Here is an 18,374-nt window from a genome sequence, read left to right as displayed (position 1 = left end):
TTAATCCTTCTTCTAGGGTTCTTCATTGTTGGTGGAGGGGTTGAGCAGGTGAATGCCCAGCAGGGGCTGAAGAAGAAGGTGGATGAGCTTTTCGTAAAAGCGTCATCGGGTGAAGTAATGTTTCGGGATATGGTCGAACCGGCAAAGGATTCGATTGCCGCAATGGGCGCCGACGCGGTGCCGTTTCTGGTCGAGAAGTTCACGACCAAGTCGGCGCGGGAGCGAACGACAATTATCGAGATTCTCAAGAAAATCGGTTCACCGGCAGTTCCGTATCTCATAAGGTCATTGAAAAATCCCGATTATCTCATTGTCCAGCGTGTCTGCGCGGCTCTCGGTGATATCCGCGACAGCTCCGCCGTCGAGCCGCTCATGCAAGTTACATCTCACAAAGAGTGGCAGGTGCGCGAGCAGGCGCTGGGCGCGCTCGGTAATATTGCCTCTTCCGGAGCCGCGGACCCAATAGTCTTTTCGCTCGAAGACTCGATTGGCCTCGTCAGAAAGGCCGCTGTGGTGGCAGCCGGTAAGACGGGGCTAAGCGAGGCGATTCGGCCGCTTGTTCATATGCTCGGCGATGATTTCTATGGCGCCCGGTTGTCGGCCGCCGATGCCCTCCTGAGGCTGGATACCACCCTGGTTGTCGAGGTTCTCGCCGATTCAATGATTTCCCCGAACAGTTTCGTAGGTAATCTTGGGTGTTATGTCTTGGGGCAGATCGGCTCGGATGACGCCATTGAGGTTCTCATGCGCCAGACACGCTCGGAGGACCCGTCAAGGCGCGCCCACGCGGCAGTGGCAATCATCAAGGCTGACCCCGATGATAACTGCGGCTATCGCGGCCGGATCCTCGAAAATGAGACCGATCGGCTGACCCTGTTGAAAATAAAGTCCGCTATTTAAGTACACACTAAATGGGCGATAACAGCCTGCACAAGAAACTCGACCGTTTTGCATCGGCCATAAAAACTCCGTCTTCAGCTGACACGGAGCCCAAAATTCCTGATCGTTATTATCGGCTCTGTCGGGCTGTCGGCGGTGAGATGGTTGTCGGGCAGGCCGGAGCGTACTGCCTGTCAACGACTACCTATCCTCTCGACTACATCCACGGCAATTTCGTGTTGTCGGATTTCCCGTTGCGTGAACCCCTGCCGCTGTCTGCCTTCACGGCTCTGGAACAACAGGGGGAAGTGGATATCTCGAAGACGCTGTTTCTGGATACGGAGACAACCGGCCTGGGCGGCGCCGGGGCGGTCGCCTTCCTGGTCGGCTGCGGGTCGGTGGTCAAGGACGGTTTCGAGGTGCGTCAGTATCTGCTTCCTGATTACTCCGATGAAGCCGCCATGCTCGAAGATCTGCTTGTGGAATTCGGCCCTGACACTACGATCGTTACTTACAACGGCGCCGCCTTCGATGTACCCCTGATTCGCGACAGGATGATAATCAATCGTGTCGCCAGACAGGTTGAACATGAGCACCACATAGACCTGCTTCACTGCGCGAGGAGACTTTTCAAGCGCCGCCTTCAGGACTGCCGTCTGGTCAATGTGGAGAGTCAGGTGTTCGGTTTCGAGAGAGTCGATGATATACCGGGCTACCTGATTCCATCGATTTATTTCGAATGGCTGGGGGGGGAAAACCTCGATATGATGCCGCTGGTACTCCAGCACAACCGTCTCGATATTGTTTCGCTCTTTTATCTTCTCGGTCATGTCGGGCGAATACATTTGGAGAGGGGAGAAGTGCTGGATTCCGTTGATGATCTTCACAGCCTCTCCAGAGTATATGCCCGTCGGGGGCAGCCCGAATTGGTCAGTGAAGTATTCGAGCGTCTTGCCGACCGGGGTGGACCTGCTCTGGCGGATGATATCGTTTTGTTTCACTCGCTTAATTTCAAGCGCAGCCGCGATTATTTGAACGCTGTCCCGATGTGGCAGGCGTTGAGCGAGTCCTCCTCGAGAGAGGCCTACTGGGCCAATATCGAGTTGGCCAAATATTACGAACATTTTGAGCAGAAGCCGGAACTGGCTTACCGATATACCAGGCGGGCGCAGAAGATTTGCCCCTACACAGGCTCCCGGCAGATTCAGTTGACAAAGCGACTTACACGGCTGGCCGCCAAGCTCAAAAAGTAGCCGCCAAAACACCGCTCATTAGCGCTTAATTTACAGCCGCATTTTCCGATAATACCCTTAACGAGGTAATAATGAACCAAGAGATTTACACCCGGATTATTGAAGACCACAAGGAATTATCCTCGCTGCCTCAGACTCTGTCGGAGGTACTAAGAGTCACCAAAGATGACGGCGCGTCGGCCCAGGATTTGGCCGAGGTGCTCATGCGCGATCCGGCCCTGACGGCCAAGCTGCTGCGGGTCGTGAACTCGCCGTTTTACGGCATGTCTCGCGAGATTACGACTCTCACTCAGGCGGTAGTAACGCTGGGGACAAGAGCCGTTTCGGCCCTGGCCCTGTCTACTTCGGTATATGATGTAACCGGTAAGTGGCAGTCAAGTATCGACCGGATAAGGTTCTGGCGGCACTCGCTCGAAGTGGCTATTGCGTCGCGCCTGATTGCCGAAGCGGTACGTTATCCGAGCCCCGAAGAAGCTTTCGTTTCCGGCCTGCTTCACGATCTGGGCCTGCTGGTGCTCGAGAAGTCTTTCGGGGATAAGTTCGCCTCCGTGTGGCGGCAGGCTTCCAGCGGCGAGGAGCTTCTGGCTATGGAAGAAAACTCCTGGGGGACAAATCACGCCCGCATAGGTCAGTTTCTTCTGGAGCAGTGGAAAATACCGGCTTCAATCTGCGAAGCCGTGGGCAAACACCACAACCAGTTCCCCCCGGATGTAAATGAACCCGAGTATCGTCTGCCTCAAATCGTTGTGCTCGCCAATAAAATCTCGCGTTTCAAGGTCTCCAGGACAAGCCAGCAACTCCCCCACGAACTAGACCATATCGATATCCTGCGCAAGAATCTCAATCTACCGGCCGACCGTCTGCGTCCCATCGAGGAACAACTTTTCAGCCATACTGTCGAGCAGGCTCAATTTCTCGAAATTGATATCGGTTCGCCCGAAGACATTCTGACCGAGGCCAACCGGATGCTTTACCAGCATTACCACACGGTCGAGACATTGCTCAAAGAAAACACGCAGATGCAAAAGGATATGGCCCAGACGAATCTCGAAAAAGCGGCCCTCGAGTCTCTGAAAACCATCACCGCCACGTTCAATCACTATATCAACAACGCCGCGGCCACCATCCTCGGAAGAGCGCAGCTTCTGGAACTCGGCGTCAAACGCGGTGAGATTATCGACAACAAAAATCGCACTCCGCTGGCTATCGACGTAATTATCAACGGCGTAAATACCATCCAGCTTGTGCTCGAAGAGTTGCGCAACCTCACCAGCTTTGATACGGCCGTCTATCACGACGATACCCGTATTATAGACATCGAGAACAAAATCAAGCAGCAGCTTCAGAGTCTTCAGAAAACAGCCCAGGCACAATCCGCAAGCTGATCAGCGAGTTTCCCTTGAATTTGGTCAGGTAGTAACCGGTGCGGAATCGCGCCGGTAGTTGTGTCTGTTAATGAGAATCCGCGATGACGATGGCGGTGTAATCGCCGGTAATATCGAGTTTATTGGAGCCTTTGCCGAACTTGAGCTCCACCGAGGTTGTCCCGCCATCCCTTCGCGTGTTAGCATAACGGGGGACCTCAACGACGCCGCCCTCGATTGAGGCCGTTACCAGCACATCGGCCTCCTGTGAAAAAGTCAACTCGACCCTGCCCAGTTGGGTTTTGATCGATGACGGACCGCGCAACCGCTCTTCGGCCAGAAGCTCGATCTTTCCGTTCTCCGACGTGAAATCTATGGGGCCGGACAAATCGGAACACCTGATCAGACCATACTGACTGAAGACGCGTGAGGCTCCCCTGATGTCGTGCAGATCGAGCGGTGAACTCGAGGCGCGGATATCGACGGAGCCCTCTACATCCGTAACGTTGAGGGGTTTGAAGGAATTTTCCACGACTACATCGCCGACAACATCCGATATAGTCACCAAGCCGTTGCTGTTGTTCACGTCGACTTTGCCTTCATGGTCGGTCACCATCACTTTACCCGAATTGCGGATAACCATTGGTCCGGTATTCTCCGTGGCTTCAACTTCGGCATATGAATTATCGATGTCGAACTTCCCGCGGCATCCGTAGACCATAATCGGCCCCTGGGAATTGACTATGGTGATATCGGATTCGCAATCCGCCACCGTGACTTTGCCGTATGAGTTAACCACATCGATACGCCCGGCCGAGTTCTCCAGACTCACGTCACAGTAATCGGTACTCATCTTGACGCCACCTTCCACCCGTACCAGGTCAATCTTTCCGAACGAGTTTTCGCAGACGAGACTGTTGGCATAAGGCACCCTGATATTCAGAGCGCTCCGGACGATCTTTCTTTTGGGGTCGCTGAGACTGGGGAAGTGCGATGTCAGGTATACGCCTTCCTTGTTGGAGAACAGTTTGACTTCGATTTCGTCGGTGAAAGCCCTGGCCGTTTTTTCATCTTCGGCCACGATCTCGACATCGAAATTTACCGCCACCATCGGTCTGTCCCAGCCGGTCACACGCAGTTCGCCGGTCTCGCTGTTGATAAAGATTGGTGTCGATTTTGATGTCACCTTGAGGCTGTCGGCAAACTCTTTGGTAGCGCCCGCCCCACCCGATTCGAGCGGAAACCACCTGTCCTTTGGCCCAATCACGATATTCGGTGGAGCCGGCGGAACCGGCGGAGCCGGCAATTCGGAAATCTCCGGCAGTTCGTGTATGTATATACCCGTCGAGTCAATGCTGAGTATCGCCATTTTGGCCAGCTCCATACTCAGCTTTGTGATTTCTTCAAGGGCTTTTTGCTGTTCAAAGCTGAGTTCGGTTCGCGCCTCGGAATCTTCGGCGCGAAGCTCAGCGAGCTCCCTGGTCAGCGCTTCATATTCCTTGGCTGTCTCCGCTATGATTTCTTTTGCCTGCTCAAGCTCTTCGCGGTGGGCGTCGATGTACTCCTGAATCAGCTCTAACGAGATTTCTTCGTCTTGCACCCTGTCGATGATATCTTCCACTAGCTCCTCATTGAGCATTTCGAGCTCATGCTGAAGTCCTCTCGACAGCCTGTAAAGCTTGCGATCCTTGGCAACCTCCTGCAAATCCGATTCATCTTCGGCAAAAGTCTCTATCATATCCGTGATATCATCGGAGAGCATTTCCATGTCTTCGGAGTATTTCCCCTCGCTGATCTTGAATATCAGCTTCTGAAGCATCATCTGGTACTTTTTGGCATAAAGGCTGGAGTATTCGGAGAAGTAGGTCTGGTAATCGTAGGCGGTTTGTTCCAGACGGGCTATCAGGTCCTGATAGTCTTCGGCTGCCATCAGATTAGCCCGGGACATGTCAATGAAGATCCTTGGCTGCCGGTCCTCATCGGTGGGAGGCAGGATTACCTGACTGGTTGCGCCCTGCGCAAAAAGCAGGGTAACCATCAAAAAGCCGAATATGCCAAACAAGCGTTTGCTCATCTTCACTCACCGTCCAAAACAGTCTGTCGACCGTGTATTTTGTCGCTCTTCAGTGCGAGGTTTCGACACCGAGACAGTCGCGAGGCGACGATTTCGATAAATCACTGGCGCAATTAAGCTTTCGCCAATTAACGTAACAATTTTCCAAAAAATCAACATATACTTTTCAGGCAGCGGGATTCATTGGTTTTACAGCAGCCTGACTCCTGGTTTTTAATACGTTTTTTGCGGCTTTTAGTTTCGGTTTCGGCCTTTTCAGGGCCTCGACTAGATCAAATCGATGTTCTCGCGAATAGGTTATCGCGTTGTCAATCAATCGCTTAATTCGAGACGCAGGGGAATTCCAGATGAACCAAAAAATACGAAATTGGTTGTGTTTTTTCGGTGAAGTTATTACTGCGGGAAAAACAGAGCCCCGATGTCAATCAAGGAGTGAGCTATGACACACGGCCAGATTGAAGCGGTGCGGATGTAAAGCAGGGCAAACAAAAGCCCGTAAATGCTGATGGCGATAAAACCCGGCCAGCCCTGATAGGAATGGCAGGCGCCGAAAAGAAGCGATGATACTATGGCAGGGATAACCCAGTTTTGCAGGTTGAACACCATGCGCAAACGGGTCATGAGGTAGCCGCGGAAGGCGGTCTCTTCGCAGAAGCCGGCTGTAAACGATACCGCCACCCATATAATTCGCCCAAAGGTGTCCTCCGGGATGAGCAGTCCGATCTCGCCGGGCATGGGCATCCCCATCTGGGCCAACAGCCATTCCACTCCGGCGATTATTGCGAACGACGCGGGCAGGAACGCCCCCGCCCACGCGAAATCGATCCCCCGAATCTTCTTTAGGCCGATTCCTTTGAGGTCGGTTTTCTCGCGGTAGGTAGCTATCCAGAGCATAAAGAAAATGCACCACTGGAATATTATCGTGGCTACCAGGACAATGATTCTGAGCCCTTCGTTAAGCTGCTTGAGCAGCGCCGTGGGGTCTTCTTCGAAACCCCAGGTCATCAGGGGATAGCCGACTACGAGGAACAAAAGCGACAGCCAGGTCATGGTAGAGATCCGGAAACCGTCATTGCCGAACCGCTCTTTGAACCTTTGATTATCGTCGGGCTGGGGTATTGATGGTTCGTAAATTTCTATGCGCTCGAACTGGTCTTGGTGCACCGACACTTTCCCTTCGCTTTTGTCTCAGCGGTTAATATACATTGTCGGCCCCAATATTGCTCCCTTAAAAATTTCTCCATCTTTTGCCGTCCCTTACGCCGGGCACCGTTGGCATTATGTGAATCACGTGATAATCCCTCCACTGTCTCTAACGAACTGTAAGTGAAGCACTTGTGGTCGACAAACGCCGCTTGCGCGGTTATCGTGGCAAAAAAGAAAGGACAATTGTTTGCCGAGAGTAATTTATCAGGATTGGATAGTCCAACTGGGCTATGACCCGCAAAGAGGGCCGGCGTGGTTTCGGGCCGACCGCTCGATGCTGGATAAAGACGACGGTGCAGATGATGACTCCCGCCCGTGTGTCGTAGCCGTCCGGCAGGCGCTCGGCTCGCTGAGCGAAGCCGAGAGAGAGCTTGTGATCCGCGTCGATTTTATGGGGGAGAGTATAGCCGAAATCGCAAGACGGTCCGGCAGGTCGATTTTCAAATTGCGGGGCATGCACCGTCGCACCCTTAGAGCCATCAAAAAGCGCCTGACCCGGTTTGTGGCGCAGCGTTACGATATCAGGCCGACCCCGCATCCATCCTGCCCGATATGCGCTTCCCCTTTTCGCGGCGAGATCGATGCTGTTATCGCCGGGCGGGACAGGGGTCGAAACTGGAGCCCGGTAATTGCCGAGCTGAAATTGCGGTATTCGATTAAGATCGTCAGCCCACAACTTTTAATCGGCCATGAAAAATATCATCGATAGAACTATACAGTAAAGAGGGAGAACTGAAATGAGTGCGAGTAAACCCCCGGTACGCAAGACCAGAGGCGAGCACTGTGTTAACGTTTTTGTGTCACAGGAGCTTAAACAGAGACTCAATGCCTTGGCCGAAAAATACGACCGAACTGTCTCCGATATGGTCCGGGCGGTGCTTCGAGTTGGGATACCTATGATGGAGGGTATGACACAGGCCGAAGAAATAATGGTTCGTGAATACGTGCAGCTTTTTCGTAAGTTACGGCAGGTCAAGTCATTAAAAGATATATAGGCCTGAGCGCCGCGGCAAAAAAATGCTTGAGTCCAAGACCATCTATGCGTATACTCAAGCCAACCTGTTTTACGGTTTATACTTATGTACGAAAAACAACGCACGATTAAACAAGAGATTTCCCTGTCCGGTGTGGGACTTCACACCGGCACTAATTGCCGGATGACTTTCAAGCCGGCGCCGCCCGATACCGGCATAAGGTTCGTCAGGGCCGACCTGCCGGAGCAACCCTGGGTCATTGCCGATATCGATCACGTGGTCGATATCTCCCGCGGCACCACCTTGCAGCATGGAGAAGCGAGGGTTCATACTGTCGAACACGTCCTTGCCGCTTTCGCGGGTCTTCAACTTGATAACATGATTGTCGAACTGGACAGTCACGAACCGCCGGTTGGCGATGGATCGGCCAAGCCGTATGTCGATAAGCTGCTCGAGGCCGGCATTGAGAATCAGGATGCCGACAAGGTGTATCTGGAAATCGACGCCCCGATGGCTTACAGTGAGAAAGACCGCGGGGTCGATCTGGTGGTGGCGCCGTCCGATGACCTCCGCATAACCTTCATGATCGATTACAAAAGCCCGGCTCTCGGGACGCAGTACACTTCGCTGGTCGATCTCGAAAAAGAGTTTGTCGAGGAGTTCGCGCCCGCGCGCACTTTTTGTTTCCTTTCGGAAGTGGAGATGCTCAAAAAAGCCGGCCTGATAAGGGGCGGCGGGCTGGATAACGCCGTAGTTATTTACGACTCCGATCTCGGGCAGATCGAAGTGGACCGTATTCGCAAAGCTCTCAACCTGAAAGAAAAAGCCTTCGTGGGGGAGACCGGGATAATCAACGATGTTCCCCTGCGCTTCTACAACGAACCGGTACGTCACAAGACACTCGACCTGCTCGGCGACCTCATGCTGATTGGCGTTCCCTTCAAAGGCCACGTTCTGGCGGCGAGATCGGGCCACAAGGCCAATGTTGAGCTCGCCAAACGGATGCGCCAGCTCTACCAGAAAAAGAAAATCGCGGGCCGGTTTACGAAAAAGAAAAGCGAAGCTTTTTTCAATATCGAATCGATTCTCGAAATCATGCCCCATCGTTATCCGTTTTTGCTAATCGATCGCGTTCTGGATCTGGAGCCGGATAAGAGTGTGGTAGCGATCAAGAATGTCACCATAAACGAGCCGTTCTTCCAGGGACATTTCCCCGGACATCCGGTTATGCCGGGGGTGTTGATTCTCGAGGCGATGGCTCAGGCGGGCGGGGTGCTGCTTTTGAACGCTATCGAGGATCCTCAAACGAAAGTGGTCTATTTCATGTCAATAGATAACGCCAAATTCCGCAAGCCGGTAACTCCCGGCGATCAACTTCGTTTCGAGCTCGAAATGCACGCCTTCCGACGTAACACGTGCAAAATGTCGGGCAAAGCCTTTGTCGGCGAGGACCTCGTTGCCGGCGCCGATTTCATGGCTATGGTGATGGATCGATGAACAATATACACTCTACCGCAACCGTTTCTCCCGGAGCCGAGCTGGCCGGATCGGTTACAGTCGGCCCGTACACCGTCATAGAAGATGATGTTCAAATTGGCGAGGGGAGTTCTATCGCATCGTCGGCCCTCATTGCTTCCGGCGCCCGTATCGGGCAGAACGTGAAAATATCGCACGGGGCTGTGATTGCCACCGAGCCTCAGGATCTCAAGTTCGGCGGAGAGAAGACCCTGGTGAAAATTGGCGATCGCACGCAGATTCGTGAGTATGTCACTATCAATCGAGGCACGGTCGCTCACGGAGAGACCTCGATTGGCGAAGATTGTCTGCTCATGGCGTATTCTCACGTCGCCCACGATTGTATTGTGGGCAATCACGTTATCATGGCCAACTCCGTGAATCTGGCCGGGCACATTGAAATCGGCGACTGGGCCATTCTCGGCGGAGTTCTTCCTGTGCACCAGTTCGTGAAGATTGGCGCTCACGCCATGGTCGGCGGCGGTTTCAGGGTGCAGCAGGATATCTGCCCCTACGCGTTGGTGGGCGGCTACCCCCTGAAGGTGGTCGGCATAAACGCCATTGGTCTCAAACGGCGTGGCTTCAAGCCCGAAGTAATCAAGGCTATCGACCAGACCTTCAAAATTCTATTCTTCAGCAAACTCAACACCTCGCAGGCTCTGGAGCGAATACGCAGCGAAGTCGAGATCACTTTGGAGGTTCAATCGATACTCGACTTTATCAGCAAGTCCGACCGGGGTATCGTCAAGTAAGACCAAACTTTTCTATATGGACTAAAGTAGTCCCGAAAATCAGGAAATTGAAATATGCTTAGAAAAGAAGATGCTGTTTTAGTTGTTATCGATATTCAGGGCAGGCTGGCCACTCTGATGCAACGGCAGGAGGCGCTATTCGCCAATGTGATCCGGATGATAAAAGGGGCAGGTGTGCTCGGGGTTCCCGTCATATGGACCGAGCAACTTCCCGACAAACTCGGCAGGACCGCCCCCGAAATCACAGCGGCTCTCGAAGGAATCGCTCCTCTGGTAAAAAAGACTTTCAGTTGCTGCGGCGACAGGAACTTTCTGGCGCAACTGAAAACGCTCAAGCGCAAACAGCTTCTGCTCACCGGCATAGAAACGCACATCTGTGTCTATCAGACGGCCATGGATCTGCGCAAGGACGGCTACGAGGTTTATGTCGTGCGCGACGCGGTGTCGTCTCGAATCGAAGATAATTACCAACTCGGCCTCGAGCGGATGAAAGACGCCGGCGCGATTATGACGAGTGTCGAAATGTCGCTTTTTGAGATGCTCACTGTGGCCGAAGGGGACTTGTTCAAACAGATAATCCAGATCGTGAAATGAGCGCGCGCGGCGAATGACTTTAGATAATCCTTTATTACGAGGCTCCGGCGCATTATTTTCAGGGTCAGGAAGACTTACGGAATTCTCCGCATACAAGAGGTTTGTATAGATGCCCAAAATCAAAACAGCGGTAGTCGGGGTTGGAGCACTCGGACGCCATCACCTCAGATGGCTCTCGCAACTGGAACAATCCGATCTTGTCGGTCTGTATGACACCGATACCGATAAGGCCGCCAGGTATGCCGAGGAGTACAAAGTCGAGGCTTTTACTTCTCTGGAGAAGCTTGCCGGGCGGGTCGAGGCGGTCTCCATTGTCGTCCCCACCACGCACCATCATGATATCGCCGCCCTGCTGATCGACCGCGGTATCCACTGCCTGATAGAAAAGCCGGTGACTCTTTCGGTCGAGCAGGCCGCCGAATTGGCCGAGGCGGCACGCAGGAAAAATGTCAAAGTTACTGTCGGGCAAATCGAGAGTTTCAATCCGGCCGTGCGAGCGCTGAGCACGTTCGATATCCATCCGGCGTTCATCGAAGCCCACCGTCTGGCAGCCTTCGATCCCCGCGGGACCGATGTCGCGGTTGTGCTGGACCTGATGATTCATGATATCGATCTCGTGCTCTGGTTTATCAAAGCCAACATCGTTGATATCCAGGCCTCGGCGGTCGCGGTTGCCTCTGAAACCGTCGATATCGCCAACGCCCGGCTGACATTTGATAACGGCGCGGTGGCCAACCTGACCGCCTCGCGAATCTCGCTCAACCCTATGCGCAAACTCCGCATCTTCCAGCAGTCGGGTTATTTCTCGCTCGACCTGGCGAAAAAACAGGCTGATGTATATCGAATGGCCCGTCCGAATGAACCAGCCGAGGGCCTCAGGTTGCCGCTCGGCAAATCGGGCAAGGATATCATCTACGTGAAGAAAGAAGATGATGGTCAGGATATGCTCGCGGCCGAGCTTGGGGCTTTCCTGGATGCTGTCGCGGGTAACAGGCCGGTGGTCGTGACGCTGGAACGCGCCACCGAAGCGCTCAGGGTCGCTCTGGAGATTGAAAGGATTGGCAAGGAGTCGCTGGCGCGGATGTTGACCGCGAACCCGACATAAATGGATACCACCGACATATTCTTATCGGCCGGAGATCCCTCCGGCGACAATGCCGCGGCCAGACTGGTTGAAAGCCTCAGGCAGATAAAACCCGAATGTCAAATTTTCGGACTGGGCGGCAATCGCCTTCGCAAACTCGGACAGCATCAACTGGCCAGACCGCAGGACCTGGCCGTCCTTGGGTTCTGGGAGGTCGCCAAACGAGCCCGCTTTTTTACCGGCCTTTTGTCATCGTGCGCTCGTGAGATTGAACAAAAACGTCCGGCCGCGATTATCCTCGTCGATTACCCCGGCTTCAACCTTCGCCTCGCCAAAAAGATTAAACACCTCTCGATCCCGATCATTTATTATATCACCCCACAGGTATGGGCGTGGGGAAGAAAGAGAGTTAAGGACATCCGAAAGCTGGTGGATCTGTCGCTGGTGATTCTCCCCTTCGAAAAACCGTTCTTCGAAAGTCACGACATCAACACCGAGTTCGTCGGTCACTACCTCGTGGAAGACATCCCGAATGAATATATTGCCTCGCCGGTTCCTGATTCCACGCCGCCGTCGCTCGCGCTTCTGCCGGGGTCGCGGCCGCAGGAAATTGAGCGGATGTTCGCGCCCATGCTCGAGGCGGCGCGGATTTTCGGCAAGAAGTATCAAATGAAAGTCGTCGTGGCCGCGATCAAGGACGTTGTCGATTACGAAAGCTATTTGGGTGGCTACGCTGATATGGACGTCACCCTTTCATACGATAATTCGCGGCGGGTCGTGTTCGATAGTACGCTCGTGCTCACGGCGTCCGGTACGGCTACGCTTGAGACAGCCATCATCGGCCGACCAATGGTCGTGATTTACAAGACCGGGTTTCTGACATACCAGATAGCGCGGCGACTGGTGAAGCTCGATAAAATTGCGCTCGTTAATCTGGTGCTCGACCAAAAAGTGGTGCCCGAACTGATACAACGGCAGGCCTCGCCGCGTCGGATTGCCGATGCCCTCGAAAAGCTGTACACCGACTCGGCGTACTATCAGTCGGTTAAAGCCATGTTGAACCACGTGCCGCAACTTCTCGGCGGAGAAGGGGCTTCACAGCGGGCCGCCCGACTGATTGCCGACCGTTATTTGAAGTAGTAGGATGATAATAAAAACATGCTCTGGTTTTACAAGACATTCTCCCGCCTGATATACTGGTCGTGCTATCTTTATGCCAAAGGACGCGCCGATGGAGGCAGTAAGCTGTGGAAAGGACGGCTCGGGATTTTGCCGGGAAACTCGAAAGCGGATGTCTGGCTCCACGCCGCTTCGGTGGGCGAAGTTAAAGTGGCCGGCTATCTTATTGACTACCTCCTGAAGAAAAATGCGGACCTCAGAATACACATCACGACCATGACCCAGACCGGTTATGATACGGCTGTTGAGCTTTACACAAACAAGAACACATCGTTCTCGTTTTTCCCCATCGATACTCCCGCCGCCCTCGAGCGAACCGTTAACAGCCTCAGTCCCGGCATCGTAGTTATTACGGAGACGGAGATCTGGCCGAATTTTATTTGCGAACTGTCAAAACGGGGCATCCCGGTAGTGCTTGTCAACGCCCGTATGACAGAGAAAGCGCTCGGCAAGTACAAGTGGATCCGACCCGTGATGAAAAAGCTCCTGAATAAATATGAACGCTTTTTCTACAAGACCGAAGACGACAGCAAGCGCTACCTTGAACTCGGGGTTGACGCTTCGCGAGGAGAAGTTGTGGGGGATATGAAATTCGATGCGCCCCTTCTGGAAAGGACCGAAAGTATCATAAGCGACGTGCGCTCTCGCGCCGGAGTTCCCGGCGACGCTTTTCTGTTCGTGGCCGGGTCAACCAGGCCGGGTGAGGAAGCCATAATCGCCAACGTGCACAAGGAGCTTTCTTTCGAGCACAAGAATTTGGTTACGATAATCGCGCCCAGGCACATCGAACGCGCCGACGAGATCAAGCAACTTCTCGACAGCAAATGGATTCCTTTTCGAATATATGGCGCCGACCAAAACGGCGCGACCATGATTCTTGTCGACCGTCTGGGACTGCTCAACGAGCTGTATCTGGCGGCCAATCTCGCTTTTGTCGGCGGCACTCTGGTTGACATTGGCGGCCACAATATTCTCGAGCCGGTTTGGGCCGGCTGCCCGGTCCTTTTCGGGCCTTCGCTTTACAACGTCAATGAAGCGGCGGAGTATATCAGAAGGCGCAATTATGGCGGTCTGGTGCGTTCTGAAGAAGATTTGCTTTCGGTATTGAAAAAGTGCCTGTCAGGTGATATAATTTACTCGACCAAACGCAGCGGTGACCTAAAGCAGTCAGCCACCGCCACGGCGGGGGACTTTATCTTGGAAAAGATGAAAAATGCTTGAACGATGGTGGAAAAAAATAGTCAGGCGGCCCGGGATGTCGCTTCTGGCCATCCCGGCGTTCTTTCTGTGGCTGGTCTCGCTTGTTTATCGCCTCGGTTTCTACATCAGGAAAAAGACAACCAAACCGATGGTGAAACTCAATATCCCGGTGATTTCTATCGGGAATATCTCCGTCGGCGGCACCGGAAAAACCCCGCTGGTCGCGGTGCTTTCGCGCTTTATGCTCGATGAAGGATACCGGATAGGTATCGTATCGAGCGGCTACGGGCGGTCATCCGAAGAACCGGTGCTCGGCGAAGGTTACGAAATTCGCGATCTGGACCCCGATATCACCGGCGACGAAATGAAACACCTCGCCGGTCTGCTTCCTGACGCTGTCTTTTCTGTCGACAAGGTCAAAGCCATCGCCGCCCAAAGAGCCGCCGACAGCGGCAAGGTCGATCTGGTGATTGTCGATGATGGTTTCCAGCACTTTCAGCTCGCCCGCGATATCGACATCGTCACCTACGACGCCGCCATAAAGCGCAAGCAGCTCAAACCGTTCCCTTACGGTTTCCTTCGCGAGCCGGTGTCTTCTCTAAAGCGAGCCGATGTCATAATAATTACCCGCGCCAAATTCGCCAAAAACCTTCATGGCCTCCAAAAACGCCTGCTGCGAATTAACAAAAGCGCCGAGCATTACCACGCCCAGTTTACCGCCACCAATATTATCGGTAAAGAGCAAACGCTCTCGGTGAAATATCTCGAAGACAAGTCGGTATTTTTGTTCGCGGGAGTGGGAAATTTTGGAAGTCTCCGTCGCCAGGTAAGCGCCCTGTGCGCCGATCTGGATTTCGCTATGGAGCTGTCGGATCATCAGGTGTACGACGAAGAGCTGCTCGAGCGCATCAAAACCCTGGCCGACAAATACGATTCCGATTTGATTCTCACCACCGGAAAGGATTGGGTGAAACTTCAGGATTTTGATTTTGACCGCGAAATTTATTATCTTAACCAGACTGTCGACCTCGATCCGGGAGAAGAAAAGCTGGTGGCTTATATCGAGGAAAAATTGAAACTCGAAAAGATGGTTCAGTGATGGAACGCAATTACGATTTCATAGTTGTCGGCAGCGGTATCGCCGGATTGTTTTATTCGCTCAAGGTTGCCGAACTGAACCCCAAAGCCAAAATTGCCATTATCACCAAGAAAGGTGAGTCCGATACCAGCACCAACCGCGCCCAGGGCGGAATAGCCAGCGTGCTGGCCGGTACCGACTCGTTCGAATCACACATACAGGATACCCTGAAAACCGGTCAGGGGCTATGTCACCGCGAGATAGTCGAGCAGATAGTCGAGGCCGGGCCGGGGCTTATCCAGGAGCTGATCGATTACGGCGTCAAGTTCACCAAAGTCAACGGCAGGTTTGATCTCGGACGCGAGGGCGGACACTCCCACAACCGCGTTGTGCACGCCTCAGATTTCACCGGACGCGAAATCGAACGTGCCCTTCTAACCGCCTGCCGCTCCAAGCCGAACAATATCCAGATATTCCGCGACCATATCGTGCTGGACCTGCTGACATTCAGAACCGCGGGAAAAGAAGTATGCGCCGGGGTGTTTGTCTTCACCGAGGAAGACCGCACTTTTGACACTTTCTACGCGCCCATTACCATGCTGGCCACGGGCGGCCTGTGCCAGGTGTACTACCACAACTCCAACCCGAGAATCGCCACCGGTGATGGTGTGGCGATAGCCTACCGGGCGGGGTGTTCGGTGGGTAATCTGGAGTTTATTCAGTTCCATCCCACGCTTCTGTACAGTCCCGGAAGATGGCCGTTTTTGATTTCCGAGGCGGTACGCGGCGAAGGGGGGAGGCTCAAATCGGTCTACGGAAAGTATATCATGGAAGACGCTCACGAACTTCGCGACCTGGCGCCCCGCGATGTTGTCGCGAGAGCTATCGATAAAGAACTCAAGGAGAGCGGCGAAGAATATGTCATGCTGGATATCAGCCACCGCGATGCCGCCTTCATAAAGGACCGATTCCCGAACATCTACAAAGAGTGCCTGCGGCGGGGATTCGATATCACCCAGCGCGATATCCCGGTCGTACCGGCGGCGCACTACTCCTGTGGCGGCGTCGTCGCGAACATCCACGGCGAAACCGAAATCGCCGGACTCTACACCGCGGGCGAAATAGCCATGACCGGCATGCACGGCGCCAACAGATTGGCATCGAACTCGCTTCTCGAAGCGCTGGTGATGGCTGAGTATGCCTCGAAGAAATCGACCGACTATTACAAACACGCCGAAACACCACAGAATGTCTCGGTCGACAACACTTTGTATTCATCGCTCAAATATCCTCGCGAGAAAATTCTCGTCGCGCACGACCGCCGCGTATTAACACGGGTGATGTCCGACTTTGTCGGTATTGTCAGGTCGCAGGAGAGACTGAATCTCGCGCTGGAAAAAGTGCAGCAGATAAACGCCGCCATTGAACAGTATTACCTGGCGACTCCGGCCACCTACGCGGTGGTGGAGCTTCGCAATATGGCCACTGTTGCCGAACTGATTGTCAAGTCGGCCCTGATGAGGTTTGAGTCGAGAGGACTGCACTATCTCGAAGATTGCCTCGAAACCAAAAAAGAATTTGAACACGATACTATCATAAAAGGCCTGCCGTGATTGGAAGGGGATACCAGTGTCCGCGCATCATGAGATGATACTTATTCTAGATTTTGGTTCGCAATATACGCAGCTTATAGCCCGACGCGTCCGTGAGGCGAAAGTGTATTGCGAGATTGTACCATTTAATGTCGACCTCAGCCAGTATTCCGACAAGAATGTGAGGGGATATATTCTTTCCGGCGGTCCGGCCTCGGTCAAAGAACCCGACTCGCCACGTCTCGACAAATCTTTCTACAAAACCGACAAACCGGTCCTCGGTCTTTGTTACGGCATGCAGCTCATGGCCGATATTTTCGGCGGCATGCTGGTACGCTCCGAACTGCGCGAATACGGCCGCGCTCACTTTGATGTTGTCGAAGAAAACAGCCTGCTCTCCGGCATTCCCCACCGCAGCCAGGTGTGGATGTCGCACGGCGACTCGATTTTAGAGCTGCCGAAGGGCTTCAAGATAATCGGGTCTACCGATGGCCTCGAAGTGGCCGCTATCGCCGATACCACGCGGCATTTCTATGGCCTTCAGTTTCATCCGGAGGTCCATCACACCACCGAAGGCAAAAACATCATCCACAATTTCCTGTTCGAGATTTGCGGGATGGCCGGCGATTGGACCACGGAATCGTTCATCGAGAGCACCGTGGCCGATATCCGCCAGAAAGTTGGCAAAGGCAAGGTGGTGCTGGGTATCTCCGGCGGCGTCGACTCTACCGTAGCGGCGCTCCTTCTGTCGAAAGCGATCGGTGGCAATCTGCACGCTGTATTTGTCAACAACGGGTTGCTTCGCAAAAACGAGTTCGAGGATGTCGTCAAGATGCTCTCCAGTCTCGAAATCAATTTACATCCGGTCGATGCTTCCGATTTGTTTTTGGATCGCTTGAACGGCGTGTCCGACCCGGAGAAGAAAAGAAAACTTATCGGTTCGACATTCATAGATATTTTCGAAGAGCAGGCCGAGAAGATCGGCGGTATCGATTATCTGGCGCAGGGGACATTGTACCCCGATGTCATCGAGTCGGTTTCTTTCAAGGGCCCATCGGTGACAATCAAGTCGCATCACAATGTCGGTGGCCTCAAAGAGCGCATGAGCCTGAAACTCGTAGAGCCGCTAAGGGAGCTTTTCAAAGATGAAGTCCGTGTGCTGGGAAAAAGTCTGGGCCTTCCGGCTTCGTTTATCGGAAGACACCCATTTCCCGGTCCGGGTTTAGCCGTGCGCATTCTTGGCGAGGTCAATAAAAAGCGGTGTGATTTGCTTCGCGAGGTCGACGCTATCTTCATCGAGGAGCTGCACAAAAACGGCATCTATGATGATATCTGGCAGGCTTTCGCGGTGCTTCTGCCGGTCAGCGCTGTGGGCGTGATGGGCGATGAACGTACGTATGAGAATGTCGTGGCGCTCAGGGCGGTTACATCGGTCGATGGTATGACCGCCGACTGGGCGCGAATCGACAACGATATTCTCGCCCACATTTCCAACCGCATTATCCGGCAGGTGAAGGGTGTCAATCGCGTCACCTACGATATCTCCTCCAAGCCGCCGGCCACGATAGAGTGGGAGTAAAGTCAATTTCTTCCGGCCAATTCGCCGGGAGCGCGATCCCGTTAACCCGAC

Annotated in this window: 16 protein-coding genes; 14 read left to right on the top strand and 2 right to left on the bottom strand. The window is 53.6% G+C overall.

The features are described 5' to 3' along the window. Window positions 1-48: 48 nt before the first annotated feature. From AB1483_05060 to AB1483_05050, 3 genes are all read left to right on the top strand, one after another. Complete coding sequence (locus AB1483_05060) at window positions 49-900, top strand: HEAT repeat domain-containing protein (protein MEW6411830.1); 852 nt, start codon at window positions 49-51, stop codon at window positions 898-900. Window positions 901-911: 11 nt separating this feature from the next. Then, a complete protein-coding gene (locus AB1483_05055; protein ID MEW6411829.1) occupies window positions 912-2,132 on the top strand; it encodes a ribonuclease H-like domain-containing protein in 1,221 nt (406 codons plus the stop codon). A gap of 71 nt (window positions 2,133-2,203) precedes the next feature. Then, window positions 2,204-3,517 carry an HDOD domain-containing protein gene (locus AB1483_05050; GenBank protein ID MEW6411828.1) on the top strand — a complete coding sequence of 438 codons (1,314 nt, stop codon included), beginning with the start codon at window positions 2,204-2,206 and terminating at the stop codon, window positions 3,515-3,517. A gap of 67 nt (window positions 3,518-3,584) precedes the next feature. Here AB1483_05050 and AB1483_05045 read toward each other — a convergent pair whose 3' ends face one another. After that, window positions 3,585-5,570, bottom strand: a complete 1,986-nt coding sequence (locus AB1483_05045) for a DUF4097 family beta strand repeat-containing protein (GenBank protein ID MEW6411827.1) — start codon at window positions 5,568-5,570, stop codon at window positions 3,585-3,587. A gap of 393 nt (window positions 5,571-5,963) precedes the next feature. Beyond that, window positions 5,964-6,734, bottom strand: coding sequence for a type II CAAX endopeptidase family protein (locus AB1483_05040; protein MEW6411826.1), 771 nt, complete (start codon window positions 6,732-6,734; stop codon window positions 5,964-5,966). Between the two features lie 229 nt (window positions 6,735-6,963). Here AB1483_05040 and AB1483_05035 point away from each other — a divergent pair, with 229 nt between their 5' ends. From AB1483_05035 to guaA, 11 genes are all read left to right on the top strand, one after another. Then, window positions 6,964-7,485, top strand: a complete 522-nt coding sequence (locus AB1483_05035; GenBank protein MEW6411825.1) for a hypothetical protein — start codon at window positions 6,964-6,966, stop codon at window positions 7,483-7,485. Between the two features lie 28 nt (window positions 7,486-7,513). Then, window positions 7,514-7,771 carry a hypothetical protein gene (locus tag AB1483_05030; protein ID MEW6411824.1) on the top strand — a complete coding sequence of 86 codons (258 nt, stop codon included), beginning with the start codon at window positions 7,514-7,516 and terminating at the stop codon, window positions 7,769-7,771. Between the two features lie 84 nt (window positions 7,772-7,855). Beyond that, window positions 7,856-9,247, top strand: coding sequence for a bifunctional UDP-3-O-[3-hydroxymyristoyl] N-acetylglucosamine deacetylase/3-hydroxyacyl-ACP dehydratase (locus tag AB1483_05025; GenBank protein ID MEW6411823.1), 1,392 nt, complete (start codon window positions 7,856-7,858; stop codon window positions 9,245-9,247). After that, entirely contained in the window at window positions 9,244-10,017 is a 774-nt protein-coding gene (gene lpxA / locus AB1483_05020; protein ID MEW6411822.1) for an acyl-ACP--UDP-N-acetylglucosamine O-acyltransferase, read from the top strand. Before AB1483_05025 ends, lpxA begins: the two co-directional genes overlap by 4 nt. A gap of 54 nt (window positions 10,018-10,071) precedes the next feature. Continuing rightward, a complete protein-coding gene (locus AB1483_05015) occupies window positions 10,072-10,611 on the top strand; it encodes a hydrolase (protein MEW6411821.1) in 540 nt (179 codons plus the stop codon). Window positions 10,612-10,720: 109 nt separating this feature from the next. Continuing rightward, window positions 10,721-11,716: a Gfo/Idh/MocA family oxidoreductase gene (locus AB1483_05010; GenBank protein MEW6411820.1), complete on the top strand. Its 996-nt coding sequence runs from the start codon at window positions 10,721-10,723 to the stop codon at window positions 11,714-11,716. Next, the gene (gene lpxB, locus AB1483_05005; protein MEW6411819.1) at window positions 11,717-12,835 is read left to right on the top strand and encodes a lipid-A-disaccharide synthase; all 1,119 of its coding nucleotides are present in this window, start codon (window positions 11,717-11,719) and stop codon (window positions 12,833-12,835) included. Between the two features lie 18 nt (window positions 12,836-12,853). After that, window positions 12,854-14,095 carry a glycosyltransferase N-terminal domain-containing protein gene (locus AB1483_05000; protein MEW6411818.1) on the top strand — a complete coding sequence of 414 codons (1,242 nt, stop codon included), beginning with the start codon at window positions 12,854-12,856 and terminating at the stop codon, window positions 14,093-14,095. Then, the gene (gene lpxK / locus AB1483_04995; protein ID MEW6411817.1) at window positions 14,088-15,173 is read left to right on the top strand and encodes a tetraacyldisaccharide 4'-kinase; all 1,086 of its coding nucleotides are present in this window, start codon (window positions 14,088-14,090) and stop codon (window positions 15,171-15,173) included. The genes AB1483_05000 and lpxK overlap by 8 nt, the downstream gene beginning before the upstream one ends. Beyond that, window positions 15,173-16,765, top strand: a complete 1,593-nt coding sequence (gene nadB, locus AB1483_04990) for an L-aspartate oxidase (protein MEW6411816.1) — start codon at window positions 15,173-15,175, stop codon at window positions 16,763-16,765. Before lpxK ends, nadB begins: the two co-directional genes overlap by 1 nt. A gap of 34 nt (window positions 16,766-16,799) precedes the next feature. Then, window positions 16,800-18,323 (top strand): glutamine-hydrolyzing GMP synthase, encoded by a 1,524-nt coding sequence (guaA, locus tag AB1483_04985; GenBank protein MEW6411815.1) that lies wholly within the window; start codon window positions 16,800-16,802, stop codon window positions 18,321-18,323. Window positions 18,324-18,374 lie beyond the last annotated feature (51 nt).

This window comes from Candidatus Zixiibacteriota bacterium (genome assembly GCA_040756055.1).
Lineage (GTDB): Bacteria > Zixibacteria > MSB-5A5 > GN15 > FEB-12.
Note: the sequence above shows the minus strand (reverse complement) of the source record. Positions and strands in the feature narration are given on the sequence as shown.

Excerpts from the sequence above, each read along its gene's own strand:
- AB1483_05055 (MEW6411829.1), top strand. The coding sequence starts at position 912 with ATGGGCGATAACAGCCTGCACAAGAAACTCGACCGTTTTGCATCGGCC.
- AB1483_05050 (MEW6411828.1), top strand. The coding sequence starts at position 2,204 with ATGAACCAAGAGATTTACACCCGGATTATTGAAGACCACAAGGAATTA.
- AB1483_05045 (MEW6411827.1), bottom strand. The coding sequence starts at position 5,570 with ATGAGCAAACGCTTGTTTGGCATATTCGGCTTTTTGATGGTTACCCTG.
- AB1483_05030 (MEW6411824.1), top strand. The coding sequence starts at position 7,514 with ATGAGTGCGAGTAAACCCCCGGTACGCAAGACCAGAGGCGAGCACTGT.
- AB1483_05025 (MEW6411823.1), top strand. The coding sequence starts at position 7,856 with ATGTACGAAAAACAACGCACGATTAAACAAGAGATTTCCCTGTCCGGT.
- lpxA (MEW6411822.1), top strand. The coding sequence starts at position 9,244 with ATGAACAATATACACTCTACCGCAACCGTTTCTCCCGGAGCCGAGCTG.
- AB1483_05015 (MEW6411821.1), top strand. The coding sequence starts at position 10,072 with ATGCTTAGAAAAGAAGATGCTGTTTTAGTTGTTATCGATATTCAGGGC.
- AB1483_05010 (MEW6411820.1), top strand. The coding sequence starts at position 10,721 with ATGCCCAAAATCAAAACAGCGGTAGTCGGGGTTGGAGCACTCGGACGC.
- lpxB (MEW6411819.1), top strand. The coding sequence starts at position 11,717 with ATGGATACCACCGACATATTCTTATCGGCCGGAGATCCCTCCGGCGAC.
- AB1483_05000 (MEW6411818.1), top strand. The coding sequence starts at position 12,854 with ATGCTCTGGTTTTACAAGACATTCTCCCGCCTGATATACTGGTCGTGC.
- lpxK (MEW6411817.1), top strand. The coding sequence starts at position 14,088 with ATGCTTGAACGATGGTGGAAAAAAATAGTCAGGCGGCCCGGGATGTCG.
- nadB (MEW6411816.1), top strand. The coding sequence starts at position 15,173 with ATGGAACGCAATTACGATTTCATAGTTGTCGGCAGCGGTATCGCCGGA.
- guaA (MEW6411815.1), top strand. The coding sequence starts at position 16,800 with ATGATACTTATTCTAGATTTTGGTTCGCAATATACGCAGCTTATAGCC.